The 26485-nt window shown below is 54.6% G+C and carries 26 protein-coding genes and 1 tRNA gene; 19 read left to right on the top strand and 8 right to left on the bottom strand.

Annotation, left to right across the window (positions count from 1 at the left end; translation table 11 throughout):
* Positions 1-75 precede the first annotated feature (75 nt).
* From MUU51_RS07975 to MUU51_RS07940, 8 genes are all read left to right on the top strand, one after another.
* Positions 76-654, top strand: a complete 579-nt coding sequence (locus MUU51_RS07975) for a YecA/YgfB family protein (RefSeq protein ID WP_159773903.1) — start codon at positions 76-78, stop codon at positions 652-654.
* 25 nt (positions 655-679) lie between these two features.
* Complete coding sequence (gene pepP, locus MUU51_RS07970; RefSeq protein ID WP_159773901.1) at positions 680-1993, top strand: Xaa-Pro aminopeptidase; 1314 nt, start codon at positions 680-682, stop codon at positions 1991-1993.
* Positions 1990-3156: a 2-octaprenyl-6-methoxyphenyl hydroxylase gene (gene ubiH / locus MUU51_RS07965; RefSeq protein ID WP_159773899.1), complete on the top strand. Its 1167-nt coding sequence runs from the start codon at positions 1990-1992 to the stop codon at positions 3154-3156. Before pepP ends, ubiH begins: the two co-directional genes overlap by 4 nt.
* Before the next feature lie 11 nt (positions 3157-3167).
* Positions 3168-4370, top strand: coding sequence for an FAD-dependent 2-octaprenylphenol hydroxylase (gene ubiI / locus MUU51_RS07960; RefSeq protein ID WP_258967553.1), 1203 nt, complete (start codon positions 3168-3170; stop codon positions 4368-4370).
* 419 nt (positions 4371-4789) lie between these two features.
* Entirely contained in the window at positions 4790-5884 is a 1095-nt protein-coding gene (gene gcvT, locus MUU51_RS07955; protein WP_258967552.1) for a glycine cleavage system aminomethyltransferase GcvT, read from the top strand.
* 27 nt (positions 5885-5911) lie between these two features.
* Positions 5912-6298, top strand: a complete 387-nt coding sequence (gene gcvH / locus MUU51_RS07950) for a glycine cleavage system protein GcvH (protein WP_159773893.1) — start codon at positions 5912-5914, stop codon at positions 6296-6298.
* Positions 6299-6510: 212 nt separating this feature from the next.
* Positions 6511-9384 (top strand): aminomethyl-transferring glycine dehydrogenase, encoded by a 2874-nt coding sequence (gene gcvP, locus MUU51_RS07945; protein WP_258967551.1) that lies wholly within the window; start codon positions 6511-6513, stop codon positions 9382-9384.
* A gap of 59 nt (positions 9385-9443) precedes the next feature.
* Entirely contained in the window at positions 9444-10187 is a 744-nt protein-coding gene (locus MUU51_RS07940) for an SDR family oxidoreductase (protein WP_159773889.1), read from the top strand.
* A gap of 88 nt (positions 10188-10275) precedes the next feature.
* Here MUU51_RS07940 and MUU51_RS07935 read toward each other — a convergent pair whose 3' ends face one another.
* Together MUU51_RS07935 and MUU51_RS07930 are read right to left on the bottom strand one after the other, a co-directional pair.
* Positions 10276-11709 carry a 6-phospho-beta-glucosidase gene (locus tag MUU51_RS07935; RefSeq protein WP_258967550.1) on the bottom strand — a complete coding sequence of 478 codons (1434 nt, stop codon included), beginning with the start codon at positions 11707-11709 and terminating at the stop codon, positions 10276-10278.
* 119 nt (positions 11710-11828) lie between these two features.
* Positions 11829-12563 (bottom strand): MurR/RpiR family transcriptional regulator, encoded by a 735-nt coding sequence (locus tag MUU51_RS07930; RefSeq protein WP_159773884.1) that lies wholly within the window; start codon positions 12561-12563, stop codon positions 11829-11831.
* 44 nt (positions 12564-12607) lie between these two features.
* Here MUU51_RS07930 and yqfB point away from each other — a divergent pair, with 44 nt between their 5' ends.
* Together yqfB and trhA are read left to right on the top strand one after the other, a co-directional pair.
* The gene (gene yqfB, locus MUU51_RS07925; protein ID WP_258967549.1) at positions 12608-12919 is read left to right on the top strand and encodes a N(4)-acetylcytidine aminohydrolase; all 312 of its coding nucleotides are present in this window, start codon (positions 12608-12610) and stop codon (positions 12917-12919) included.
* 161 nt (positions 12920-13080) lie between these two features.
* The gene (gene trhA / locus MUU51_RS07920; RefSeq protein WP_159773880.1) at positions 13081-13740 is read left to right on the top strand and encodes a PAQR family membrane homeostasis protein TrhA; all 660 of its coding nucleotides are present in this window, start codon (positions 13081-13083) and stop codon (positions 13738-13740) included.
* Between the two features lie 81 nt (positions 13741-13821).
* Here trhA and MUU51_RS07915 read toward each other — a convergent pair whose 3' ends face one another.
* The 4 genes from MUU51_RS07915 to ygfZ form a co-directional block, all read right to left on the bottom strand.
* Complete coding sequence (locus tag MUU51_RS07915; RefSeq protein WP_258967548.1) at positions 13822-14136, bottom strand: AzlD domain-containing protein; 315 nt, start codon at positions 14134-14136, stop codon at positions 13822-13824.
* On the bottom strand, positions 14136-14858 hold the full coding sequence (locus tag MUU51_RS07910; RefSeq protein ID WP_235033667.1) for an AzlC family ABC transporter permease: 723 nt from the start codon (positions 14856-14858) through the stop codon (positions 14136-14138). The genes MUU51_RS07915 and MUU51_RS07910 overlap by 1 nt, the downstream gene beginning before the upstream one ends.
* A gap of 90 nt (positions 14859-14948) precedes the next feature.
* Complete coding sequence (locus MUU51_RS07905; RefSeq protein WP_159774049.1) at positions 14949-15710, bottom strand: helix-turn-helix transcriptional regulator; 762 nt, start codon at positions 15708-15710, stop codon at positions 14949-14951.
* Between the two features lie 133 nt (positions 15711-15843).
* The gene (gene ygfZ, locus MUU51_RS07900) at positions 15844-16827 is read right to left on the bottom strand and encodes a tRNA-modifying protein YgfZ (protein WP_159773876.1); all 984 of its coding nucleotides are present in this window, start codon (positions 16825-16827) and stop codon (positions 15844-15846) included.
* A gap of 247 nt (positions 16828-17074) precedes the next feature.
* On the opposite strand from ygfZ, the gene sdhE reads away from it, so the two are divergent.
* A complete protein-coding gene (sdhE, locus tag MUU51_RS07895; protein ID WP_110511985.1) occupies positions 17075-17341 on the top strand; it encodes an FAD assembly factor SdhE in 267 nt (88 codons plus the stop codon).
* The gene (locus MUU51_RS07890) at positions 17322-17732 is read left to right on the top strand and encodes a protein YgfX (protein ID WP_159773874.1); all 411 of its coding nucleotides are present in this window, start codon (positions 17322-17324) and stop codon (positions 17730-17732) included. The genes sdhE and MUU51_RS07890 overlap by 20 nt, the downstream gene beginning before the upstream one ends.
* Before the next feature lie 7 nt (positions 17733-17739).
* Here the strand turns inward: MUU51_RS07890 and fldB are convergent, their stop codons facing one another.
* Complete coding sequence (gene fldB, locus MUU51_RS07885; RefSeq protein WP_159773872.1) at positions 17740-18261, bottom strand: flavodoxin FldB; 522 nt, start codon at positions 18259-18261, stop codon at positions 17740-17742.
* A 98-nt stretch (positions 18262-18359) separates the two neighbouring features.
* Between fldB and xerD the strand changes: the two genes are divergently transcribed.
* From xerD to lysS, 5 genes are all read left to right on the top strand, one after another.
* Positions 18360-19256, top strand: coding sequence for a site-specific tyrosine recombinase XerD (xerD, locus tag MUU51_RS07880; RefSeq protein WP_159773870.1), 897 nt, complete (start codon positions 18360-18362; stop codon positions 19254-19256).
* Between the two features lie 28 nt (positions 19257-19284).
* Positions 19285-19998: a bifunctional protein-disulfide isomerase/oxidoreductase DsbC gene (gene dsbC / locus MUU51_RS07875; protein WP_159773868.1), complete on the top strand. Its 714-nt coding sequence runs from the start codon at positions 19285-19287 to the stop codon at positions 19996-19998.
* A 5-nt stretch (positions 19999-20003) separates the two neighbouring features.
* Complete coding sequence (gene recJ / locus MUU51_RS07870) at positions 20004-21737, top strand: single-stranded-DNA-specific exonuclease RecJ (protein WP_159773866.1); 1734 nt, start codon at positions 20004-20006, stop codon at positions 21735-21737.
* A gap of 90 nt (positions 21738-21827) precedes the next feature.
* Positions 21828-22926 (top strand): peptide chain release factor 2 gene (gene prfB, locus MUU51_RS07865; protein WP_159773864.1). Its coding sequence is split into 2 segments (ribosomal slippage): positions 21828-21902 and positions 21904-22926, totalling 1098 coding nucleotides; the frame shifts between segments, so codons are not numbered across the junction.
* Between the two features lie 9 nt (positions 22927-22935).
* Positions 22936-24453, top strand: a complete 1518-nt coding sequence (lysS, locus tag MUU51_RS07860) for a lysine--tRNA ligase (RefSeq protein WP_159773862.1) — start codon at positions 22936-22938, stop codon at positions 24451-24453.
* An 86-nt stretch (positions 24454-24539) separates the two neighbouring features.
* On the opposite strand, the gene idi is transcribed toward lysS, so the two are convergent.
* Entirely contained in the window at positions 24540-25091 is a 552-nt protein-coding gene (gene idi / locus MUU51_RS07855) for an isopentenyl-diphosphate Delta-isomerase (RefSeq protein ID WP_159773860.1), read from the bottom strand.
* Positions 25092-25307: 216 nt separating this feature from the next.
* On the opposite strand from idi, the gene actS reads away from it, so the two are divergent.
* Together actS and MUU51_RS07845 are read left to right on the top strand one after the other, a co-directional pair.
* Positions 25308-26045 (top strand): amidase activator ActS, encoded by a 738-nt coding sequence (actS, locus tag MUU51_RS07850; protein WP_159773858.1) that lies wholly within the window; start codon positions 25308-25310, stop codon positions 26043-26045.
* Positions 26046-26138: 93 nt separating this feature from the next.
* Positions 26139-26212: transfer RNA gene (locus MUU51_RS07845), tRNA-Gly, on the top strand.
* The last annotated feature ends 273 nt before the right edge of the window (positions 26213-26485 follow it).

Here is a 26485-nt window from a genome sequence, read left to right as displayed (position 1 = left end):
AAGCCCTTTTCTGGTTCACCAGGGTCCAAAGTGGTAGCATAACATGAAACTTCCCCCCAACGATGACGAATGCGCATGTCTATACAGAACGAAATGCCTGGTTACAACGATGTGAACCAGTTACTTACCCAACAGGGTGTAGGTTTAACGCCTGCCGAAATGCACGGACTGATTAGCGGCATGCTGTGTGGCGGCAACAAAGACAGCAGCTGGTTACCGCTGGTGCATGACCTGACCAACGAAGGCATGGCTTTCGGCCACGAGCTGGCTGAAGTGCTGCGTAAGGTCCACGCCGTCACCAGCGATGCGCTGGAAGACGAAGGTTTCCAGTTCCAGCTGTATATCCCGGATGGCGATAACGTCAGCGTTTTTGAGCGTGCCGATGCGCTATCTGGCTGGGTCAATCACTTCCTGCTGGGACTGGGTGTTACTCAGCCGAAGCTTGAGAAAGTGAAAGGCGAAACCGGCGAAGCCATCGACGATCTGCGTAACATTGCCCAGTTGGGTTATGAAGAAGACGAAGATCAGGAAGAGCTCGAGATGTCGCTCGAAGAAATCGTCGAGTACGTTCGTGTTGCCGCTTTGCTGTGCCACGATACCTTCACGCATCAACAGCCGACCGCGCCAGAAGTTCGCAAACCGACCTTACACTAACAATAAGAATGCTCAGGAGGGTGTCATGACTCAGCAAGAGTACCTTCAGCGTCGGCAAAAGCTGCTGGCGCAGATGCCATCAGGCAGCGCGGCATTAATTTTTGCCGCACCGGAAGCCATACGCAGCGCCGACACGGAATACCCGTATCGCCAAAGCAGTGATTTCAGCTACTTCACCGGCTTTAACGAGCCAGAAGCGGTGCTGGTGCTGATTAAAAGTGATGACACCCACAACCACAGCGTTCTGTTTAATCGCGTTCGCGACCTGACCGCCGAAATCTGGTTTGGCCGTCGATTGGGCCAGGATGCCGCGCCTGAAAAGCTGGGCGTGGATCGTGCGCTGGCGTTCAGCGAAATCGACGAGCAGCTGTATCAGCTGCTGAACGGTCTGGACGCGGTGTATCACGCGCAGGGCGAATACGCTTATGCCGACAGCATCGTGTTCAATGCGCTGGATAAACTGCGCAAAGGCGCGCGTCAGAATCTGAAAGCGCCAGCGGCGATGGTCGACTGGCGTCCGCTGGTGCACGAAATGCGCTTGTTCAAATCTGCGGAAGAAATTGAAGTGATGCGCCGGGCCGGGGAAATCTCCGCGCTGGGGCACACTCGCGCGATGGAAAAATGCCGTCCGGGCATGTTTGAGTATCAGCTCGAAGGTGAAATTCACCATGAATTTACCCGCCACGGCGCGCGTTACCCATCCTACAACACCATCGTTGGCGGCGGCGAAAACGGCTGCATTCTGCATTACACCGAAAATGAATCTGAACTGCGTGACGGCGATTTAGTGCTGATCGACGCGGGCTGCGAATATCGTGGCTACGCGGGCGACATCACGCGTACTTTCCCGGTAAACGGCAAATTCACGCCGGCGCAGCGTGAAATCTACGACATCGTGCTCGAATCGCTGGACACCGCGCTGACGCTGTACCGTCCTGGAACAACCATGCAGGATGTCACTGGCGAAGTCGTGCGCGTGATGGTCAGTGGATTGGTGTCGCTCGGCATCCTCAATGGGGAAGTTGACCAGCTGATTGCCGACAACGCACACCGTAAATTCTTCATGCACGGCCTTAGCCACTGGCTGGGCCTGGACGTTCACGATGTTGGCGAATACGGCGCGGATCGTTCCCGCGTGCTCGAGCCGGGAATGGTACTGACCGTTGAGCCCGGGCTGTATATCGCCCCGGACGCCGACGTGCCGGAGCAATACCGCGGTATCGGCATTCGTATTGAAGATGACATTGTGATAACTGAAAGCGGCAACGAGAATCTGACCGCCAGCGTGGTAAAACGCGCGGACGATATCGAAGCCTTGATGGCGGCGCACGCCCAATGAGCGTGATTATCGTAGGCGGCGGCATGACCGGCGCAACGCTGGCGCTGGCGATCTCACATCTCAGTGCAGGCAAACTGCCGGTACATTTAGTGGAAGCCGTCGCACCGGATTCACTGGCGCATCCGGGCTTTGATGCTCGCGCTATCGCACTGGCCGCAGGGACCTGTCAACAACTGGCCCGTGTAGGTATCTGGCAGGCACTGCGTGAATGTGCCACGGCTATTCGGACCGTTCACGTCAGCGACCGTGGCCATGCAGGTTTCGTGACGCTGGATGCCGACGATTACAGCCTGCCTGCGTTAGGGCAGGTGGTCGAGCTGCACGATGTCGGCCAGCGTCTTTTCGCCTTGTTACGCAAAGCGCCTGGCGTGAGCTTACATTGTCCGGCGCGGGTTGACAGTTTTACCCGCAGCCAGGACCGCGTCGATGTGGCGCTTGATAACGGCGTTACACTCTCCGGGAAACTGCTGGTTGCCGCAGACGGCTCACGTTCTTCGCTCGGCGAACAATGTGGTATCGCATGGCAACAGCAGCCGTACGAGCAGCTGGCAGTGATCGCCAACGTGACCACCGCCGTGCCGCACGACGGCCGCGCGTTTGAGCGTTTTACCGAACATGGCCCGCTGGCGATGTTGCCGATGTCAGATGGACGCTGTTCGCTGGTGTGGTGCCATCCGCTGGAAAACCGTGATGAGGTTCTGAGCTGGTCTGATGCTCGGTTCTGCCAGGAACTGCAGCAGGCCTTTGGCTGGCGACTCGGGCGCATTACCCACAGCGGCAGTCGCAATGCTTACCCGCTTTCCCTGACCACTGCCAGCCGGGCGATATCGCACCGCATGGCGCTGGTAGGTAATGCGGCGCAAACTCTGCATCCGATTGCCGGACAGGGCTTTAACCTCGGACTACGCGATGTTATTTCGCTGGCAGAAATGCTCGCGCAGGCAAACGATCCGGGCGAGTATGCGCTGTTAAGCCAGTATCAACAGCGCCGGGCCGACGATAAAAGTGCGACGGTCGGCGTGACCGACGGACTGGTCCATCTGTTCGCCAATCGCTGGGCACCGCTGGTGGCCGGACGAAATGTCGGGCTGATGGCGATGGAATTATTCACTCCGGCGCGTGATGCGCTGGCGCAGCGTACCCTGGGTCAGGTAGCGAGATAAGGAACAACAACGTGCAAAATGTAGATATCGCTATCGTCGGTGGTGGAATGGTCGGCCTCGCCGTGGCCTGCGGATTGCAGGGCAGTGGACTGCGCGTGGCGGTCATTGAACAACATCAGCCCCAGCCCGTAGCGGCAGATTCCGCCCCGCAGCTTCGTGTTTCCGCCATCAACGCCGCCAGTGAAAAACTGCTCTCACGCCTCGATGTCTGGAATGACATTGTGGGCGAACGCGCCAGCTGCTATCACGGCATGGAAGTGTGGGATAAAGACAGCTTTGGGCGCATCGCGTTTGATGATGCAAGTCTCGGCTATAGCCATTTAGGGCACATCATCGAAAATGGCGTGATCCATCATGCGCTGTGGAAAAAAGCGGAACGCTGTAAAGACGTCACGCTGATGGCACCCGCCGAACTGGCGCAGGTGGCATGGGGCGAAAACGAGGCCTTTTTGACGCTGAAAGACGGCAACATGCTGACTGCGCGCCTGGTGATTGGCGCGGATGGTGCGAACTCCTGGCTTCGTGGCAAAGCGGATATTCCGCTGACCTCCTGGGATTATCGCCATCACGCGCTGGTGGCGACTATTCGCACCGCCGAACCGCATCAGGCGGTGGCGCGCCAGGCGTTTCACGGCGAAGGCATTCTGGCGTTTCTGCCATTAAGCGACCCGCATCTGTGCTCCATCGTCTGGTCGTTAGCGCCGGAAGACGCCGCGAAAATGCAGCAGGCCGACGACGCGACATTCAATCAGGCGCTGAACGTGGCTTTTGATAACCGTCTGGGTCTGTGTGAAGTGGCAAGCGAGCGGCAGGTGTTCCCGCTAACCGGGCGCTATGCCCGCCAGTTTGCCGCGCATCGTCTGGCACTGGTGGGTGATGCGGCGCACACCATTCATCCGCTGGCCGGGCAGGGGGTAAACCTCGGCTTTATGGATGCCGCAGAACTGATCGACGAAACTCGCCGTCTGCACGCGCAGGGGAAAGATTTCGGCCAGCACTTCTATCTGCGCCGCTACGAGCGCAGTCGCAAGCACAGTGCCGCATTAATGCTGGCGGGTATGCAGGGCTTCCGCGAACTGTTTGCCGGAGTCAATCCGGCGAAGAAACTGTTCCGCGATATCGGCCTGAAACTGGCCGACACGCTGCCAGGGGTAAAACCTCAGCTTATTCGTCAGGCGATGGGTCTGAACGATCTTCCAGGCTGGCTGCGTTAAGTCGATCACACTTCCTCACCCGGCAGTCTTGTCGGGTGTGTTTCCCTCGTTTGAAATAATCTAATCTCACTGCTTTTTTCGCATTAGTTTTATTAATGTTACAAAAATTCCCTTACGAAAAATCAGCCCAATTTCCCACGTGAAATATCATTTATCACCAAATCCTGAACAGTATTGTTAATTTTATGTGGCATTAGTCGCAGAAAGCCAGTCGATCGTTCTGTAGAGTTTTTCGCGCATTCTGGTCATAAGCTAATCTGATGGATTGCTTTGCCTTATGGTTTACCACGGTTTTCGGTGGTAACGTCAGACGAAAGAGAACGTTTGCGTCGGTGCCCTGAGCGGTATCGGCGCTGGGCTTTGCGGCGACTTCTGAGTCCGCAAAGCACCTGTAGCCCCGCTTATTCAATGAGGACAAGATGGCTCAACAGACGCCTTTGTATGAACAACACACGCTGTGTGGCGCACGCATGGTGGACTTCCATGGCTGGATGATGCCGCTGCATTATGGCTCGCAGATTGATGAGCACCACGCGGTACGCACCAGCGCCGGAATGTTCGATGTCTCACACATGACCATCGTCGACCTGCGCGGCAGCCGTACCCGTGAATTTCTGCGCTACTTGCTGGCCAATGACGTTGCCAAACTGACCAGGCCCGGCAAGGCACTCTACACCGGCATGCTCAACGCATCCGCCGGGGTCATTGATGACCTGATTGTCTATTTCCTCACCGAAGATTATTTCCGCCTCGTCGTCAACTCCGCCACCCGTGAAAAAGACCTTGCCTGGATTAGCCAACACGCTGAGCCGTACGGCATCGACATCACCGTGCGTGACGATCTGTCGCTGATTGCGGTACAGGGCCCGGATGCGCAAGCTAAAGCTGCCAGCCTGTTCAACGATGAGCAGCGCAGCGCGGTAGAAGGCATGAAGCCGTTCTTCGGCGTGCAGGCAGGTGACCTGTTTGTGGCGACCACCGGTTACACCGGCGAAGCGGGTTATGAAATTGCACTGCCGAATGAGAAAGCGGCAGACTTCTGGCATGCGCTGGTCGAAACCGGCGTTAAGCCTTGCGGTCTGGGCGCGCGTGACACGCTGCGTCTGGAAGCGGGGATGAATCTGTACGGTCAGGAGATGGACGAAGGCGTTTCTCCGCTGGCGGCCAATATGGGCTGGACCATTGCCTGGGAACCTACAGACCGTGACTTCATTGGCCGAGAAGCGCTGGAAGCTCAGCGTGAGCACGGCACTGAACAACTTGTTGGCCTGGTGATGACCGAGAAAGGCGTTCTGCGTGGCGAACTGCCGGTGCGCTTTACCGATGCGCAGGGCAATCAGCGCGAAGGCGTGATCACCAGCGGCACGTTCTCGCCAACGCTGGGCTACAGCATTGCGCTGGCTCGCGTGCCTGCGGGTATCGGTGAAACGGCGGTGGTTCAAATCCGTAACCGCGAAATGCCCGTCACCGTCACCAAGCCTGTATTTGTACGCGCCGGCAAAGCCGTCGTGTAATCGATTATTTTTTCTGGAGAAATTTTAATGAGCAATGTACCTGCAGAACTGAAATACAGCAAAGAACACGAATGGCTGCGCAAAGAAGCCGATGGCTCTTACACCGTAGGTATCACCGAGCATGCGCAAGAACTGCTGGGCGACATGGTGTTTGTTGACCTGCCAGAAGTGGGCAAAACCGTTGACGCTGGCGATGACTGCGCGGTAGCGGAATCCGTAAAAGCGGCTTCTGATATCTATGCACCTATCAGTGGCGAAATCGTGGCCGTCAACGACGCGCTGAGCGATTCCCCAGAGCTGGTTAACAGCGAGCCGTATACCGACGGCTGGATCTTCAAAATCAAAGCCAGCGATGAAGCAGAAGTTGCCGCTCTGCTGGATGCCACCGCGTACGAAGCGCTGTTAGACGATTAAATACGCTTCATATTTCACGTTGTGGGGGCGTTGGCTTCCTCGCGCACCCCAGTCACTTACTCATGTAAGCTCCTGGGGATTTGCTGCGTCGCCGCCTTCCCACTACGCGAAATATTTGCGGATTCATAGTGTAGGCCCGGTAAGCGACAGCGCCACCGGGCATGTTAGTTAAGACATTACCGATTCACTGCACGTTTCAGGAACCATCGCTCATGACACAGACCTTAAGCCAGCTTGAACACCGCGGCGCATTCATCGACCGACATATTGGCCCAGATGCGCAGCAGCAACAGGAAATGCTGAATACCGTTGGCGCAGAGTCGTTAGACGCGCTGACCGGCCAGATTGTGCCGCAGGATATTCAGCTCGCGACGCCACCGCAGGTGGGTGACGCGACCACCGAATTCGCCGCACTGGCCGAGCTGAAAGGCATCGCTAGCCGCAACAAGCGCTTTAAGTCTTACATTGGCATGGGCTACACCGCCGTGCAGCTGCCGCCGGTTATTCAGCGCAACATGCTGGAAAATCCGGGCTGGTACACCGCCTACACGCCTTATCAGCCGGAAGTTTCACAGGGCCGACTGGAAGCACTGCTGAACTTCCAGACTGTCACGCTTGACCTGACCGGACTGGATATCGCCTCTGCATCACTGCTCGACGAAGCCACCGCCGCGGCGGAAGCAATGGCGATGGCTAAACGCGTCAGCAAACTGAAAAACGCCAACCGTTTCTTCGTGGCTGCTGATATTCATCCGCAGACCCTGGACGTGGTACGCACCCGTGCTGAAACCTTTGGTTTTGAAGTGATTGTCGACGACGCTGAAAAAGCGCTCGACCATCAGGATGTGTTCGGCGTGCTGTTGCAGCAGGTCGGTACCACCGGTGAAGTACATGATTACAGCCCGGTGATTAACGAGCTGAAAGCACGCAAAGTGGTTGTCAGCGTTGCTGCCGATTTTATGGCGCTGGTCCTGCTGACCGCGCCGGGCAAGCAGGGCGCAGATATCGTGTTTGGCTCCGCTCAGCGTTTCGGCGTGCCGATGGGCTACGGCGGCCCACATGCAGCCTTCTTTGCGGCAAAAGATGAATTCAAACGCTCCATGCCGGGCCGTATTATTGGTGTGTCGAAAGACGCCGCCGGTAACACCGCGCTGCGCATGGCGATGCAGACCCGCGAGCAGCACATCCGCCGCGAGAAAGCGAACTCCAACATCTGTACCTCTCAGGTGCTGCTGGCCAACATCGCCAGTCTGTATGCTGTGTTCCACGGCCCGGTGGGCCTGAAGCGTATTGCCGGGCGTATACACCGCCTTACCGATATCCTGGCGACCGGCCTGCAACAGAAAGGCCTGAAGCTGCGTCACGAACACTTCTTCGACACTCTGTGCGTTGAAGTCGCCGACAAAGCCGCCGTACTGGCCCGTGCAGAAGCCGCAGAAATCAACTTGCGCAGCGACATTCATCACGCGGTTGGAATCACGCTGGATGAAACCACCACTCGCGAAGACGTGTTGGCGCTGCTGACCGTTATCGTGGGTGACGATCACGGCCTGAACATCGACAGCCTGGATAAAGACGTGGCGCACGACAGCCGCTCTATTCCGCAGGCGATGCTGCGTGAAGACGACATCCTGACCCATCCGGTGTTCAACCGCTACCACAGCGAAACCGAGATGATGCGCTACATGCACTCCCTGGAGCGTAAAGATCTGGCGCTGAATCAGGCGATGATCCCGCTGGGATCCTGTACCATGAAACTCAACGCCGCAGCGGAAATGATCCCGATCACCTGGCCGGAATTTGCTGAACTGCACCCGTTCTGCCCGGCAGATCAGGCTGAAGGCTATCATCAGATGATCAACCAGTTATCCGACTGGCTGGTGAAACTGACCGGATACGACGCACTGTGCATGCAGCCGAATTCTGGCGCGCAGGGTGAATACGCAGGCCTGCTGGCGATTCGTCATTACCACGAAAGCCGCAACGATGGGCATCGCGATATCTGTCTGATCCCAAGTTCAGCCCACGGCACCAACCCGGCTTCCGCGCAAATGGCGGGCATGCAGGTCGTGGTCGTGGCCTGCGACAAACAGGGTAACATTGACCTGGCTGACCTGCGTGAGAAGGCGGAGCAGGCGGGCGAAAACCTGTCCTGCATCATGGTGACCTACCCGTCCACTCACGGCGTGTACGAAGAAACCATCCGCGAAGTCTGCGAAATCGTGCATCAGTTTGGCGGCCAGGTGTACCTCGATGGTGCCAACATGAATGCCCAAGTGGGCATCACCTCGCCGGGCTTTATCGGCGCGGACGTGTCACATCTCAACCTGCACAAAACCTTCTGCATCCCGCACGGTGGCGGCGGCCCAGGCATGGGGCCGATTGGCGTGAAAGCGCATCTGGCACCGTTCGTACCAGGCCACAGCGTGGTACAAATCGAAGGCATGCTGACCCGTCAGGGCGCGGTTTCCGCGGCACCGTTCGGTAGCGCATCAATTCTGCCAATCAGCTGGATGTACATCCGCATGATGGGTGCGCAAGGTCTTAAGCAGGCAAGCCAGGTGGCGATTCTTAACGCCAACTACATTGCGACCCGCCTGCAAGATGCGTATCCGGTGCTGTATACCGGACGCGATGGCCGCGTAGCACACGAATGCATTCTCGATATTCGTCCACTGAAAGAAGAGACCGGCATCAGCGAGCTGGATATTGCTAAGCGTCTGATCGACTACGGATTCCATGCGCCGACCATGTCCTTCCCGGTAGCGGGCACGCTGATGGTTGAGCCAACGGAATCGGAAAGCAAAGTCGAACTTGACCGCTTTATTGATGCGATGCTGGCTATCCGTAATGAAATCAGCCAGGTCCATCAGGGTGAATGGCCGCTGGAAGATAACCCACTGGTGAACGCGCCGCACACCCAGAATGAGCTGGTAGCGGAGTGGAACCACGGTTACAGCCGTGAAGTGGCGGTGTTCCCGGCAGGCATGGCGAACAAGTACTGGCCAACCGTGAAACGTCTCGATGACGTCTACGGTGACCGCAACCTGTTCTGCTCGTGTGTGCCGATGAGCGAATATCAGTAATTAACTGAATAATCTATCTTTCAAGGGCGCTTAGGCGCCCTTTCCTTTGGGAGAATAGCATGGGTATTGCACTGGTCACTGGCGCTAGCCGGGGAATTGGCAAAGCGACAGCGTTACAACTGGCGCAGGAAGGCTACACCGTCGCGGTGAACTACCACCATAACGTCAACGCCGCCACGCAGGTGGTGAACGAGATTATCGAAAAGGGCGGAAAAGCGTTCGCCGTGCGCGCGGACATCAGCGATGAAACGCAGGTGATGTCGCTATTTGAGGCGCTCGACAGAGAAGGTGAGCCATTGACGGCACTGGTGAATAACGCCGGGATTTTGTTTCAGCAGAGCACCATCGAAAATCTGACCGCCGAGCGAATTAATCACGTGCTGGCGACCAACGTCACCGGGTATTTCCTTTGCAGCCGCGAAGCGGTGAAGCGTATGTCGCATAAACACGGCGGAAAGGGCGGGGCGATCGTTAACGTTTCTTCTGCTGCGTCGCGGCTGGGCGCGCCTTTCGAATACATTGACTACGCGGCGTCAAAAGGGGCGGTCGACTCGCTCACTACCGGGCTGGCGCTGGAAGTGGCGGCGCAAGGTATTCGCGTAAACTGTGTGCGTCCAGGGCTTATTTATACCGAAATGCATGCATCCGGCGGTGAGCCAGGACGCGTGGATCGCGTAAAATCAGCATTGCCGATGCTGCGCGGCGGCCAGCCCGAAGAAGTGGCCCAGGCGATTGTCTGGCTGTTGAGCGCCAAAGCGTCGTATGTGACCGGGAGTTTTATGGATATCGCGGGTGGGAGATAGCGTTGGATTTCGCCCGGCGACGCGTTGCTTGCAGGGCCTGCAATCCCAGTAGGCCCGGTCAGCGAAGCGCCACCGGGCAAGGATGCAATTACAGTTTCTCGCCGTTACTCGCAATCACTTCTTTATACCAGTTAAAGCTCTTCTTACGCGAACGCGCCATATCGCCAGTACCGTCATCATGCTTGTTCACATAAATGAAGCCGTAGCGTTTGCTGTACTGGCCGGTGGTGAAGGAGACGCAATCAATGCAGCCCCATGGGGTGTAGCCCATCAGGTCCACGCCGTCGTGCGTCACAGCCTTCATCATCTCTTCTACGTGCGCCCGCAGATAATCAATACGGTAATCATCATTAATACTGCCGTCTTCTTCGACTTTGTCATACGCGCCAAAACCGTTTTCAACGATAAACAGCGGCTTCTGATAACGTTCATACAGCTCGCACATTGCGTAACGCAGGCCAACCGGGTCAATCTGCCAGCCCCAGTCGGAGGCTTTGACGTGCGGGTTTGGCACGCTGCCTTCGAAGCCTGAAATCGCATCACCGCTGCCGCCTTCTGCTTTCACCGCGTTGGTCATGTAGTAGCTAAAACCGAGGTACGCGCAGGTGCCATCGCGCAGGATCTCCGCATCGCCATCTTCCATGGCAATGTTAAATCCACGTCGTTCCCATTCATTGAGCACATAAGTCGGGTAATAGCCGCGTAGCTGGACATCAGTAAAGACGTAGCGCTCGCGCATGGATTCCTGGGCAAACATTATGTCATCCGGTTTGCAGGAGAATGGATACAGCGGCACCATCGCCAGCATGCAACCCACCTGCATTTCCGGGTTAATTTCACGAGCCGCTTTAACCGCCAGCGCGCTGGCAATGAACTGGTGATGCAACACCTGATACATCACTTCTTCCGGGTTGTCGTGTTCGGTATACACCACGCCGGAGCAGCAGTAGCCGAACAATGGCGCACGCCAGTTGCGCTGGTTATTGATTTCGTTGAAGGTCATCCAGTATTTGACCTTGCTCTTATATCGCTCGAACACCACTTCGGAAAAACGCACAAAGAAATCAACCACTTTACGGTTAGTCCAGCCGCCGTATTCCTGCACCAGATGCAGCGGCATCTCGAAGTGGGAAAGGGTGATTACCGGTTCGATGTTGTATTTGAGCAACTCGTCGAACATGTCGTCGTAGAATTTCAGCCCTTCTTCATTCGGCTGAGTCTCGTCGCCTTTCGGGAAGATTCGGGTCCAGGCAATCGAGGTGCGGAAGCATTTGAAGCCCATTTCAGCGAACAGCTTAATGTCTTCTTTGTAGTGGTCATAGAATTCGATGGCTTCGTGGTTCGGGTAGTATTTACCCGGCTCAACCTGGTCGGTAATCTCGCGTGGCACGCCGTGTGCGCCGCCGGTCAGCACGTCGCAAATGCTCGGGCCTTTGCCGCCTTTGTTCCAGCCGCCTTCAACCTGGTGTGCCGCCACTGCGCCACCCCATAAAAAGTCTTTAGGTAAGGTTAATTTTTTCATCGTTGTCGTTCCCACTGATATTACTGATGGGAATGAGTCTAACAAAGGGGAGTTAAATGTCACGATATAACAAATTCAGCATTAGGTAATTTGTTACATCCAAAAAACAGGGCGTTTTTTTATGCCAGTTTTTTCGCCAGTTTACGACCGAGAGTTTCAAGAATATAAATAACCGGTATTTGCGTTGTAATATCGTAGACGCCACCAATGCGGATCGGCGATATATGCCAGGAGAGATTAAAGTCGGCAAGCCTGGCAAGTCGTGAGTGCTCGTGACTGGTGATTGATAGCACCTTGCAGCGGTGCAGACTGAACTGGCCAGCGAAGCGCAGGATCTCTTCGGTTTCACCGGAAACGGAAAGCACAATTGCCAGTGCATTTTTGGCCATGTCATTGGTGACCGGGAAATAAGGATCGTCGATATGATTACTGAATTTTCCGACGTTAGAGAAAAAACGTGCGCCATATTTGGCTAATGCGCCAGACGTTCCCGCACCAACAAATATAATACGTTCCGACGCCAGGATAATATCCACAGCTTCATCAATGAGCTTATCAAAATCTTCATTATTGACGCTTTTGAAAAAACTGATAATTTCACTGGCTGCAAACTGGCTTTGCTGCGGCTCATCTTGTTCCAGATACAGTTTAAAACGTACCCGAAATTCGGAATAGCCTTCGCAGTTCAGCTTCCGGCAGAAGCGCAGCACGGTAGTTGTGGAAACACCCGCCACATCGGCCAGCTCGCGAATCGTCATATACATGACTTTGTCACGATTTTTAATGACATACTGATAGACCATCATCTCAAGATTGTTGAGACTTGCGATGGCGGCGTGGGAGAAAAGACTCACGTTGGCAGGCACTCATCCGGCAAATTCAATACAGGAATCATAACATGGCCCCGAACGACATCACTTTTTTTCAACGCTTTCAGGAAGACATTCTGGCCAGGCGTAAGACCATCACCATCCGGGACGCCAGCGAATCACACTTCAAAACAGGCGATGTCCTGCGCGTAGGGCGTTTTGAAGATGACGGCTATTTTTGCACCATCAAAGTGACCGCCACCTCAGAGGTGACCCTGGATTCCCTGACTGAACAACACGCGCAGCAGGAAAACATGACGCTGCCTGAGCTGAAAGCGGTGATTGCGGAGATCTACCCCGATCAGCAGCAATTTTATGTCATTGAATTTCAGTGTGTTTGATTTTTAGGAAACATCTGTGCGTTGAAAATTGAGTTTAACTTTATGATTTTTAATGTTTAGTTAAATGGTGTCTTTTTATTTTAGCTAACAGGTGTTCACTAGAATCATTCTCAGATAGGCTAGTGATGCGTTAACGTATTTTTATCCTCTCGGAGTGCAGCATGGTTAGCAAACCATTAATTACGCAGGGTTATTCACTGGCGGAGGAAATCGCCAATAGCATCAGCCACGGTATCGGGCTGGTGTTTGGAATTGTCGGTCTGGTGTTGCTGCTGGTGCAGGCCGTGGATGCCAACGCCAGCGCAACGGCGATTGCCAGCTACAGTCTTTATGGCGGCAGCATGATCCTGCTGTTTCTCGCGTCCACGCTTTACCACGCCGTCCCGCATCAGCGCGCCAAGCTCTGGCTGAAGAAATTCGACCACTGCGCGATTTATCTGTTAATTGCCGGGACCTACACGCCGTTTCTGCTGGTGGGGCTGGATTCAGGGCTGGCACGCGGATTAATGGTTGTTATCTGGAGCCTGGCGCTGCTCGGTATTCTGTTCAAACTGACCATCGCGCACCGCTTTAAAGTGCTGTCGCTGGTGACCTATCTGATGATGGGCTGGCTGTCGCTGATTGTGGTGTATCAACTGGCGGTGAAGCTGTCGGCGGGTGGCATCACACTACTGGCCGCAGGTGGGGTGATTTACTCTCTCGGGGTCATCTTCTATGTCTGCAAGCGTATTCCCTACAATCACGCCATCTGGCATGGCTTTGTCCTTGGGGGCAGCGTCTGTCATTTTCTGGCAATTTACCTCTACGTTGGGAAAGTTTGATCTCCGGGGACGGCTAAACCTCCCGGAGGCCAGTCCATATTGCTGACCTCCGGCGGGATGGCCTTGTGCATCGGTTTGAACTTACTGTAAAAAATAAGTAATGCCATAAAATATCGCCAGACTTAATAGCACGGCGCTGACAATATTGCGGATGACAAGTGAAATGATGATGCTAAAAATGGCGGCCACAAAATAAGGATTCAGGGGAAACGATCGAACCACGCCGTGATCCATCAAAATAATCGGGCCGCAAATAGCGGTCAGTAAACACGGGGCGGAATACTTTAAGGCTTTATTAATAATGCCCGGTATTTTCAACGGCACATTCGGTTCAAGAAACACATAGCGATTGAAAAAGACGATTGCCGCCAGCGCCAGAATCAGGATCCAGCTCATTATTGCTCCTTAGCCATAACCGATACAATGACCGAAGAGAACATGCCGCACAGGCCAGCCAGCACAATTGCCCCTTCAAACTGGTAATAGCTCAGTACCATCGACAGCACCAGTGATACCGTCACACCCGCGAGAGTACTTATTTTCTTTATCATCGGTACCACAATAGTGATAAAGGTGGCGACGATAGAGTAATCCAGATGATATTTATCGAGATTCGGTACGGACGAGGCCATAATAATACCCATTATGCTGAAAATATTCCACGAGAGATAAAACGTCAGCCCGGCCCCCAGCAAATAACCCGGCGTTAATTCTGTACGTTTGTCTTTGGTCTCGCTGAGTGCGAATAATTCATCCGTCAGCAAAAAACCAATCGGTAAGCGTACTTTGGTTTTCAGACAGGAAACAAATTCCCGCATTGTCAGACCATAAATAAAATGTTGGGAAGTAATAAAAAATACCGACACCATAATCGTGACTACGCTGGCTCCGGCCATGGTCATCCCCAGCGTTACCAGCTGAGCCGCACCGGCGAAAATAATGGCTGACATGCCAATGCTTTGCCAAAACGTTAGTCCTGCCTGAATCGCCATCGAACCGGCGAGGATCCCCCATGGGATAACCGACACGCACAAGGGCAGCATTTCTATCGCGCCGCGCATAAACGACGAGCGGCGTTGATCATAATAAGTGCTGGAATCAATGATGGCTTTTCTCATGGGATACGTTAACTGATTTTACGGAGGTGTTGTTAACGCTACAGAACAGGCGGGGCGGTGTATTGGATATTATTGCTCAGACTGAACGCCTCAGGCTTTGATAAATTCTCCCGGGGTCAGCCCAACCGAATTTTTGAAGTGACGATGGAAATGACTTTGATCGGTGAAACCACAACTGACTGAGGTATCGAGAATGGTGAAGCCCTGGCGCAGCAGTGTGCGGGCTTTGCGCAACCGAGCCTGTATCAGATAAGCATGCGGGGTCATACCGGTGACCACTTTGAATTGCCTGAGGAAATGCCAGTGGCTGAGGCCAGCCAGTTGCGCCAGCCGGGTCAGAGTATGCTCTTCTTCCGGACAGCTATCGATCAACTCTTTAGCCTGCAAAATACGTTGGGTCGCGGCGGGAAGTTCAGGCGGCACTTTTCGCGTGCGGCTATAGCGAACGCTGAGCAATGTCAGGGATGAGAGCAGCAGGGTTTCTTTCAGCAAATTATTGCCTTCTTTACCTAGCATGCTGAAGGTCAGCAGGAGCTGCTCTGAAAGGCCTGGATCGTGAATAACCGCGTCGGGGAACCAGGGGATGAAATCCTTGCCGTCCGGCACCTGGCGGAGAATGTTATTCAGCATATCCGGGTGCGGATAAATAGCGCGATATGCCCAGCCGTGCTCGAGCTCAGAGCTTCCGGTATGCACATCGTCGGCGTTAACAATAATGATGTCTCCGCGCGGCGCGACGTGCTCGGCACCGGAGCGATAAAAGCGCTGCGCACCCTGATCGATAACGCCGATGCAGAAGGTGTCATGCACATGCCGCGCAAAGCGCTGCTTGTAATAGCGCGCCTGTAGCATATCGATGCCACCCAGCGTGTCGATGCGGTGGAAGTGAGTTTGCTCTTTGTTATTCAATAACACGTCACCCCTCCGCGTCTGTTTTGTATAAAATTGCTGTCGTCATGCCCAATTAAACCCGACGACAGGCTCGTCAGGCTTCTTCGAGTGAGTACGGCAATGGTTCAATGTGCAGCGAACCGGCATCATCACGCACGCGGAATACGCTGTCAGGCTCCATGTCGTTATTCATCACCACCTGAACACGCACGCTCCCATCATCGAGCTGAACGGCTGCCAGCACGGTGCCTGTCCGACGCCAGTTTTCACCCATCTGCAGTTCGAGGTCTTCACCGGCTTCCGGCACGCGGCTGGCGTTTCCGGCCAAAGACCACAGAGCACGCTTGTTAGCGCCGCGGAATTTCGCACGGGCCACCATTTCCTGACCGGTATAGCAGCCTTTTTTAAAGCTGATGCCGCCAAGTGCCTGAATATTGGTGGCCTGAGGAATAAACTGCGCGCTATTTACCGTGTCGATAACCGGAAGACCGGCTTCGATATTCAGTGCCAGCCATTGTTGGCTATTGTTCAGCGCGGCTTCGCCACGCAGTGCGTCGGTCACGCGGTGGGCCGTTTCTTCACTGACAACCAGCAGGAAACGCTCGGCAGGGTATTCCAACCACAGCAGGGTGCTGTCACCGTCGCGAACGGTGTGGTTTTCGTTATCTGGAAGCGTAGCAAAGATATTCGCCAGTGCCGCGCGCGCCTGGAAACCGGCCACGCCGAGCAGCACACGGCTGTCGTCAGCGGCAATGCTCACTTTCGAGAACACGGCGTATTTCTTAAGTTCGGTGAGCTGTGCGTCGCGCAGGTTACGGCGCTCAATCCAGGCGAAGCCTTCCGGTTCGCGGAACAGACGCAGATTGCTCCACATCTTGCCTTTCGGATCACAATGCGCCACCAGCAAATGCTGATGTTCGGTCAATTGTGCGACATCTGCCGTCACCTGGCCCTGCAAATAGCTTTCGCCGTCTTTACCGCTAAGGGTTGCCAGTGCCCAGTCATCGAGGGTCATCAGCGTTAACGGCAAACGTGCAGAAGAAGAGGGCTGGCGTGGAGGAAAAGGAGTAAAAGCCATAGTCGTGTCCTGAATAGCTTAACGCAGTGTTAATGACTCATGGTAAAAGAGCTATTGCGCATTGCAAGCCCTTTCCGAAGTCCATTTGTGCCATTATTCTGTTTTACGAGGCGGCGTGGAAAATAATGTAATGCCTTTCATTCTGTAAGGTATTTCTCTGAAACAGCGCCGCAATTACCAATATTGCTGTAATGTAAGTGAATAAAACGCGTTAAACTACTTTGTATCGATATTCAGGAAGGACAACATGGACATCAACAATAAAGCCCGAATCCACTGGGCGTGCCGTCGGGGAATGCGCGAGCTCGATATTTCCATCATGCCGTTTTTTGAGTATGAGTACGACACACTGAGCGACGGCGATAAAGCGCTGTTTATTCGTCTTCTGGAATGCGACGACCCGGATTTGTTCAACTGGCTGATGAATCACGGCAAGCCAGCGGATGCGGAAATGCAACGGATGGTGCAACTTATTCAAACGCGGAATCGGGAACGTGGTCCTGTGGCAATCTGATCTACGCGTCTCATGGCGCGCGCAATGGGTCTCTTTATTACTCCACGGTCTGGTGGCGGCTTTTATTTTGCTGATGCCATGGCCGCTGAGCTATACGCCGTTATGGCTGCTGCTACTGTCGCTGGTGGTATTTGACTGCGTGCGCAGCCAGCGGCGGATTAACGGCACTCAGGGAGAGATAAAACTGCTGATAGATTCTCGTCTGCGCTGGCAAAACCAGGAGTGGGACCTACTGGGTACACCCTGGGTGCTGAACAGCGGCATGATGCTGCGTCTACGGCGGGTCGATGGACGCAAGAAAATGCACCTGTGGCTGGCGGCAGATAGTATGGATACGGGAGAGTGGCGGGATTTGCGCCGGACTATTTTGCAACAGCCAGCGCAACAGTAACGTCAAATCAGGAGAACTGTTCGGCCATCTCGACGAGGATCTGTTCGCACCAGGTCTGCAAGCGCTCGTCGCTCAGGTCGTACTGGTTTGTTTCATCCAGCGCAAGGCCGACGAACAGTTGGCCGTCCGCAATAACCGGTTTCGGGCTGGTGAACTCATATCCTTCTGTCGGCCAGTAGCCGATGAACTTCACCGCTTTGCTGATAAGCTTGTTGTGCAGCATGCCTAACGCATCGAGGAACCACTCACCGTAGCCCAGTTGATCGCCCATGCCATACATCGCGACAATTTTGCCGTCAAGATTCAGGTTATCCAGCTGTTCCCAGACGGCTTCCCAGTCTTCCTGAATCTCACCAAAATCCCAGGTCGGAATACCGAGGATCAGAACGTCGTACTGCTCCATCAGTGAAGGAGAATCATCCTTCAGATTATGCAACGTCACCAGCTCTGCGCCGATAAGGTCGCGGATCTTCTCCGCTGCCATTTCGGTATAACAGGTACTGGAACCGTAAAAGAGGCCAATTTTCATCGCGAAAACTCTCAGTGCTTGCTATGACTTTGCGCTAGTGTATCAGAAAGGCGTCGCCTTAAGGCATAATGAGGGGGACTGCACCCACAGGAGGCTACGTGGAAAAGGATCTCGCGCAAATCGAACAGTTTCTCGATGCGCTTTGGCTTGAGAAAAACCTCGCTGAGAATACCCTTAGCGCCTATCGTCGTGATTTAACGATGGTTGTAGAATGGATGCACAAAAACAGCCTGACGAGCGAAACGGTGCAAAGTTCAGACCTGCAGTCTTTGCTGGCGGAGCGGGTCGAGGGCGGTTACAAAGCCACAAGCTCGGCCCGTCTGTTAAGCGCAATGCGTCGCTTCTTTCAGCATCTGTATCGGGAAAAACGGCGTCCGGACGATCCCAGCGCGCAGCTGGCATCTCCGAAGCTTCCGCAGCGTTTGCCCAAAGATCTGAGCGAAGCGCAGGTCGATCGCCTGCTGCAGGCACCGCTGGTGGATATTCCGCTGGAACTGCGCGACAAAGCGATGCTCGAAGTGCTTTATGCCACCGGGCTTCGCGTTACCGAACTGGTCGGGCTGACGATGAGTGATATCAGCCTGCGTCAGGGGGTGGTCCGGGTTATCGGTAAAGGTAATAAAGAACGGCTGGTTCCGCTTGGCGAAGAGGCGGTGTACTGGCTGGAAAATTACCTCGAGCACGGTCGCCCGTGGCTGCTCAACGGCGTGTCTATCGACGTGCTGTTTCCCAGCCAACGTGCCCAGCAGATGACGCGCCAGACATTTTGGCACCGGATCAAACATTATGCGGTGCTAGCGGGTATCGACAGCGCAAAACTGTCGCCCCACGTGCTGCGTCATGCGTTTGCCACGCATCTACTCAATCACGGCGCGGATTTGCGCGTGGTGCAGATGCTGCTCGGTCACAGCGATCTCTCGACAACACAGATTTATACGCACGTCGCCACGGAGCGGCTGCGGCAACTTCATCAACAGCATCACCCACGTGCGTGAGCTGCAAACGAAAGAGACAGGAAAGGTTATGAAAAAAGGTTTAGCGATGTTCTCCCTGCTGGCGGCGGCACTGTGCGGTACTGCTCACGCTGACGATGCGGCCGTTCAGCAGTCTCTGGCAAAGCTTGGCGTGCAGAGCACGGATATCCAGTCTTCCCCGGTTGCTGGCATGAAAACGGTACTGACTAACAGCGGTGTGCTGTACGTGACCGAAGACGGCAAGCACATCATCCAGGGCCCAATGTACGACGTCAGCGGTGCGCAGCCGGTGAACGTCACCAACCAGCTGCTGATGGGCAAACTCAATGCGCTGGATAAAGAGATGATTGTCTACAAAGCGGCGCAGGAAAAACATGTGATTACTGTCTTCACGGACATCACCTGTGGTTATTGTCACAAGCTGCATGAAGAGATGAAAGACTACAACGCGCTGGGGATAACCGTGCGTTATCTGGCCTTCCCACGTCAGGGCGTGCAGAGCCAGGCGGAGCAGGACATGAAATCCATCTGGTGCGCCAAAGACCGCAATAAAGCGTTTGATGACGCGATGAACGGCAAAGGCGTTCAGGCGGCGAGCTGCGATATGAATATCGCGAACCACTACGCGCTGGGCGTGCAGTTTGGCGTGAACGGCACACCGGCAATCGTGCTGAACGACGGCTACGTGGTGCCGGGCTATCAGGGCCCGCAGGAAATGAAAGCCTTCCTCGACGAGCATAAAAAACAGACCAGCGGTAAATAATCGGCGTGAAACAGCAGATACAACTTCGTCGCCGGGAAGCGGACAGCTCGGCGCAGCTGCCGGCCGATCTCCCGCCTTTGCTCCAGCGGCTGTATGCCAGCCGTGGGGTTCTGAGTGCATCCGATCTCGAGCGTAGCGTCAAAGGCATGCTGCCGTGGCAGCAGCTCTCCGGCGTTGAGAAAGCCGTTGAGATGCTTTACGACGCGTTTCGCGAAGGGTTGCGGATTGTCGTGGTCGGTGATTTTGACGCCGATGGTGCAACCAGCACTGCGCTCAGCGTGTTGGGGCTGCGCCAGCTGGGCTGTAGCAATGTCACCTATCTGGTGCCGAACCGTTTTGAAGATGGCTATGGCTTAAGCCCGGAAGTGGTGGATCAGGCTCATGCCCGCGGTGCACAGATGATATTGACCGTCGATAACGGTATTTCTTCGCACTCCGGCGTCGATCGTGCGCATGCGCTAGGTATTCCCGTGCTGGTTACCGATCACCACTTGCCTGGCGATACGCTGCCTGCGGCAGAGGCCATCATTAACCCGAACCTGCGTGATTGTGATTTCCCGTCGAAATCGCTGGCCGGTGTCGGCGTCGCGTTTTATTTGATGCTGGCGTTGCGCACTCATTTACGCGATCGCGGCTGGTTTGAGGCGCAGGGCATTGCCGCGCCTAACCTTGCAGAACTGCTGGATTTGGTCGCGCTTGGCACCGTCGCGGACGTGGTTCCGCTCGATGCTAACAACCGCATTTTGACGTGGCAGGGGCTGAGTCGTATCCGTGCAGGAAAATGCCGTCCGGGCATCAAAGCTCTGCTGGAGGTATCTAATCGCGACGCACAAAAACTGGCGGCCAGCGATCTCGGTTTTGCACTCGGCCCGCGCCTGAATGCGGCGGGGCGGCTGGACGATATGTCCGTCGGCGTTGCGCTGTTGCTCAGTGACAATATCGGCGAGGCGCGTCAGCTCGCGAATGAACTCGATGCGCTGAACCAGACGCGAAAAGAAATCGAGCAGGGGATGCAGGCGGAAGCGCTGACGCTGTGTGAGAAACTTGAACGCAGCAGCGAAGCACTGCCCGGCGGTCTCGCCATGTACCATCCAGAATGGCATCAGGGCGTGGTCGGTATTCTGGCTTCACGTATCAAAGAGCGCTTCCACCGCCCCGTGATTGCCTTTGCGCCAGCGGGTGACGGCACGCTGAAAGGCTCCGGGCGTTCGATTCAGGGTCTGCACATGCGTGATGCCCTGGAGCGTCTCGATACGCTGTATCCTGGCATGATGATCAAGTTCGGCGGTCACGCGATGGCGGCAGGTTTGTCGCTGGAAGAGGCGCGCTTTGACGATTTCCAGCAGCGTTTCGGCGAACTGGTGACCGAATGGTTAGACCCGGCGTTGTTACAGGGCGAAGTGGTGTCCGATGGCCCACTGGCGGCGGCGGATATGACCATGGAAATCGCACAGATGCTGCGTGATGCGGGCCCGTGGGGGCAGATGTTCCCGGAACCGTTATTCGATGGGCGTTTTCGTCTGCTTCAACAGCGACTGGTGGGCGAGCGTCACCTGAAGGTGATGGTCGAACCGGTTGGCGGGGGCCCACTGCTCGACGGCATTGCGTTTAACGTAGATACCACCTGCTGGCCGGACAACGGCGTGCGCGAAGTGGAACTGGCCTACAAGCTGGATATCAACGAGTTTCGCGGCAACCGCAGCCTGCAACTGATCATAGACAATATCTGGCCAATTTAGCGTCAGTATTTCCTATAAAAAAGAGCGGAGATCCGTTAAAATCCCGCTCTTATCACCGCATTTATACAAGCCCAGAAAAGATAATCGACCATGTTTGAAATTAATCCGGTAAAAAATCGCATTCAAGACCTCACGGAGCGTTCAGACGTTCTTCGGGGGTATCTTTGACTATGATGCCAAGAAAGAGCGTCTGGAAGAAGTAAACGCCGAGCTGGAACAGCCGGATGTGTGGAACGAACCCGATCGCGCACAGGCTCTGGGTAAAGAGCGTTCTTCACTGGAAGCCATTGTTGAAACCCTGGACCAGATGTCTCAGGGTCTGGAAGACGTTTCCGGCCTGCTGGAATTGGCTGTTGAAGCCGATGACGAAGAAACCTTCAATGAAGCCGTCGCCGAGCTCGACGTGCTGGAAGACAAGCTGGCACAGCTGGAATTCCGCCGCATGTTCTCTGGTGAATACGACAAAGCAGATTGCTATCTCGATATCCAGGCGGGTTCTGGTGGCACCGAAGCGCAGGACTGGGCCAGCATGCTGATGCGTATGTATCTGCGTTGGGCAGAAGCGCGCGGCTTTAAAACAGAAATCATCGAAGAGTCTGAAGGCGAAGTGGCGGGTATCAAATCTGTCACCATCCGTATTCAGGGCGAATACGCCTTTGGCTGGTTACGCACTGAAACTGGCGTACATCGCCTGGTACGTAAGAGCCCGTTTGACTCCGGTGGCCGTCGTCATACCTCGTTCAGTTCCGCTTTCGTCTACCCGGAAGTGGATGACGATATCGATATCGAAATCAATCCAGCCGATCTGCGTATCGACGTGTACCGCGCCTCCGGTGCTGGTGGTCAGCACGTTAACCGTACAGAATCTGCGGTGCGTATTACCCACCTTCCAACCAATACCGTCACGCAATGCCAGAACGACCGTTCGCAGCATAAGAACAAAGATCAGGCCATGAAGCAGATGAAAGCTAAGCTGTACGAGCTGGAAATGCAGAAGAAAAATGCTGAGAAGCAGGCGGCGGAAGATAACAAATCGGACATCGGCTGGGGCAGCCAGATTCGTTCATACGTACTGGACGATTCCCGTATCAAGGACCTGCGTACCGGGGTTGAAACCCGCAATACCCAGGCGGTACTGGACGGCAGCCTCGACCAATTTATCGAAGCAAGTTTGAAAGCAGGGTTATGAGGAACCAATATGTCTGAACAACAAGCACAGGGCGCTGACGAAGTCGTCGATCTTAATAACGAATTGAAATCTCGTCGTGAGAAGCTGGTTGCGCTGCGTGAGCAGGGCATCGCTTTCCCGAACGATTTCCGTCGCGGCAGTACCTCCGACCAGCTGCACGCCGAATTCGGCAGCAAAGAAAATGAAGAGCTGGAAGCGCTGAACGTTGAAGTCACCGTTGCTGGCCGTATGATGACCCGTCGTATCATGGGTAAAGCGTCCTTCGTGACGCTGCAGGACGTTGGCGGCCGTATCCAGCTGTACGTTGCCCGTGACGATCTGCCGGAAGGCGTATACAACGACCAGTTCAAGAAATGGGACCTGGGCGATATCCTCGGCGCGAAAGGTAAGCTGTTCAAAACCAAGACTGGTGAGCTGTCCATTCATTGCACCGAGCTGCGTCTGCTGACCAAAGCCCTGCGCCCACTGCCGGATAAATTCCACGGTCTGCAGGATCAGGAAGCGCGCTACCGTCAGCGTTACCTGGACCTCATCGCTAACGATACGTCCCGCAACACCTTTAAAGTCCGTTCCCAGATTATGGCGGGTATCCGTCAGTTCATGGTTGGCCGTGGCTTTATGGAAGTTGAAACCCCAATGATGCAGGTGATCCCGGGTGGCGCGTCCGCGCGTCCGTTCATCACCCATCACAATGCCCTCGACCTCGACATGTACCTGCGTATCGCGCCGGAACTGTACCTGAAGCGTCTGGTGGTGGGTGGCTTCGAACGCGTGTTCGAAATCAACCGTAACTTCCGTAATGAAGGCGTCTCCGTTCGTCATAACCCAGAGTTCACCATGATGGAACTCTATATGGCGTATGCAGATTACAAAGACCTGATTGAGCTGACCGAATCTCTGTTCCGTACTCTGGCGCAGGATATTCTCGGCAAAACTGAAGTGCCTTATGGCGATCAGACCTTCGACTTTGGTAAGCCGTTCGTGAAGCTGACCATGCGCGAAGCCATCAAAAAATACCGTCCAGAAACCAACATGGCTGATCTGGATAACTTCGACGCGGCGAAAGCTATCGCGGCTGAAATCGGTATTAAGGTTGAGAAGAGCTGGGGTCTGGGTCGTACCGTGACTGAGATCTTCGAAGAAGTGGCAGAAGCACATCTGATTCAGCCGACCTTCATTACTGAATACCCGGCAGAAGTGTCTCCGCTGGCGCGTCGTAATGATGAGAACCCGGAAATTACCGATCGCTTTGAATTCTTCATCGGTGGCCGTGAAATCGGTAACGGCTTTAGCGAGCTGAACGATGCAGAAGACCAGGCGCAGCGTTTCCAGGACCAGGTTGATGCGAAAGCAGCCGGTGATGACGAAGCGATGTTCTTCGATGAAGACTACGTTACCGCGCTGGAACACGGTCTGCCGCCAACGGCGGGTCTGGGTATTGGTATCGACCGTATGGTTATGCTGTTCACCAACAGCCATACCATCCGTGATGTGATCCTGTTCCCGGCAATGCGTCCGACTAAATAAGTCGAACATAACCGGAGACGTCATGGTCTCCGGTGTAAAAAAGCCCGATTTGCTTGAGCAACCGGGCTTTTTTTATGTCTTGCATGTTACACGGCATGGGCAAACTGGAACAGTGCATCGCGGGCTGGGGTGTGGGCAAATTGCCGTCCCATCCACGGGCTAAACAGAAACGGAGCGGCCTCGATAGCCTGGCGTAAATCTTCCAGGTTCAGCCAGCGATACTCCATTACTTCATCTCTGTTTAGCATTATCTCGTTAGTCACCTGAGCGGCAAACACCGGGCAGACTTCATTCTCAACGATGCCGGAACTGTCAATTTCCCGGTAGCGGAACGCCGGGTAGACGGGCGTGATGTCCTTTACTTCGGCACCTACTTCATATCGGCAACGTCGAATAAGCGCTTCTTCTGATGTTTCATTGAGCTGGGGATGACCGCAGACTGAACTTGTCCAGACGCCTGGCCAGGCTTTTTTACTGAGCGCTCGCCGGGTTAACAGCAGCTCACCTTTTGCGTTGAACAACCAGCAGGAAAAGGCCAGATGCAGCGGCGTGGCGGTATTATGGGCGGCATATTTCTCCTGGGTGCCGATAGCTGCTCCCTGCTCATCGAGTAAAATGACGTGCTCTTGCCTGCTCATCGCTTCTCCGGACACAATATCTCAGTCATATAACCGGGCTTTATTATACGACAATCTTTCTCAGGCTGAATGCCCAGGGCGTCAGAGGGGATGGGTTTTGGATGTGATGCGCCATTTTTGCCAAAGGGTTGTTTATCAAAAAGCATGCTAAACATTGGCATACGGGCTACGACTGGTATCATATGCCATCCATTTTTTCGACACCGAGGACTCGCTTTGAGAGCAGGACGCCTGATGAAACACCCATTACGCCTTTTTCTGTGCCTGTTTATTGGGCTGATTCTGGCTGGTTGTTCCGGCAGTAAATCAGGCTCCGAAGGCAGCTACAGCGGCTCCGTGTATACCGTAAAACGCGGCGATACGCTGTCAAAAATCTCTCGCATGACCGGCACCAGCGTCAGCAGCCTCGCCCGCATGAACGGCATTTCACCGCCGTATACCATCGAAGTGGGACAGCGTCTGAAAGTGAGCGGCAGCTCGGGATCAAAAAAATCCTCCGGCAGCCGGACGGCAAAAGTCACGCCATCTTCCGCTGTGCCGCAGTCTTCCTGGCCGCCGGTAGGACAACGCTGCTGGCGCTGGCCGACCAGCGGCAAAGTGGTGTTGCGCTATTCCACCGCCGATGGCGGCAACAAAGGGATTGATATCGCGGGTTCGCGCGGCCAGCCGATTTACGCATCCGGCGCGGGTAAAGTGGTTTACGTCGGGAATCAGCTCCGCGGGTACGGCAATCTGATCATGATTAAGCACAATGATGATTACATCACCGCGTATGCGCATAACGATAAAATGATGGTTAACAACGGACAGTCGGTGAAGATCGGCCAGCAGATTGCCACCATGGGCAACAGCGATGCCGACTCTGTGAAGCTGCATTTCCAGATTCGCTACCGCGCCACCGCTATCGATCCGCTGCGTTATTTGCCACCGCAGGGCAGCAAACCGAAATGCTAAGCGGTTATATAATAGCCACTTAATTGCAGAAAGGCTTGTCAGTGAAGGCGTTAAGTCTATAATGCCTTCACCCCTTTTACGGGCGCGTCTTTCGCGGGTGTAGTTCAATGGTAGAACGGTAGCTTCCCAAGCTGCATACGAGGGTTCGATTCCCTTCACCCGCTCCATGACCATTCTTTCAGTGCCTATCTTATTGAATCCCTTGAGGACATGGCTTAACGCCTCCTGACAGTAGCTGACTGTAACCTACTGTGTAACCCTTATGGGCTTACAAGCATGATTCAAAGCAATACTATTCATCCGACAAATGCTTTGTAGTGGTCAACAAAAACTGGCCACCACTTTAGAGTTTTCCCAGTATCGATTTTCCGATTCGTTGGGGGGTAACCCGCCGTTATATTCATGCGGCCTGAGCGCGCTGTAATACCCAACGATATAAT

The sequence above is a fragment of the Scandinavium manionii genome (genome assembly GCF_024764775.1).
Lineage (GTDB): Bacteria > Pseudomonadota > Gammaproteobacteria > Enterobacterales > Enterobacteriaceae > Scandinavium > Scandinavium manionii.
This window is presented reverse-complemented; position numbering and strand designations above follow the sequence as displayed.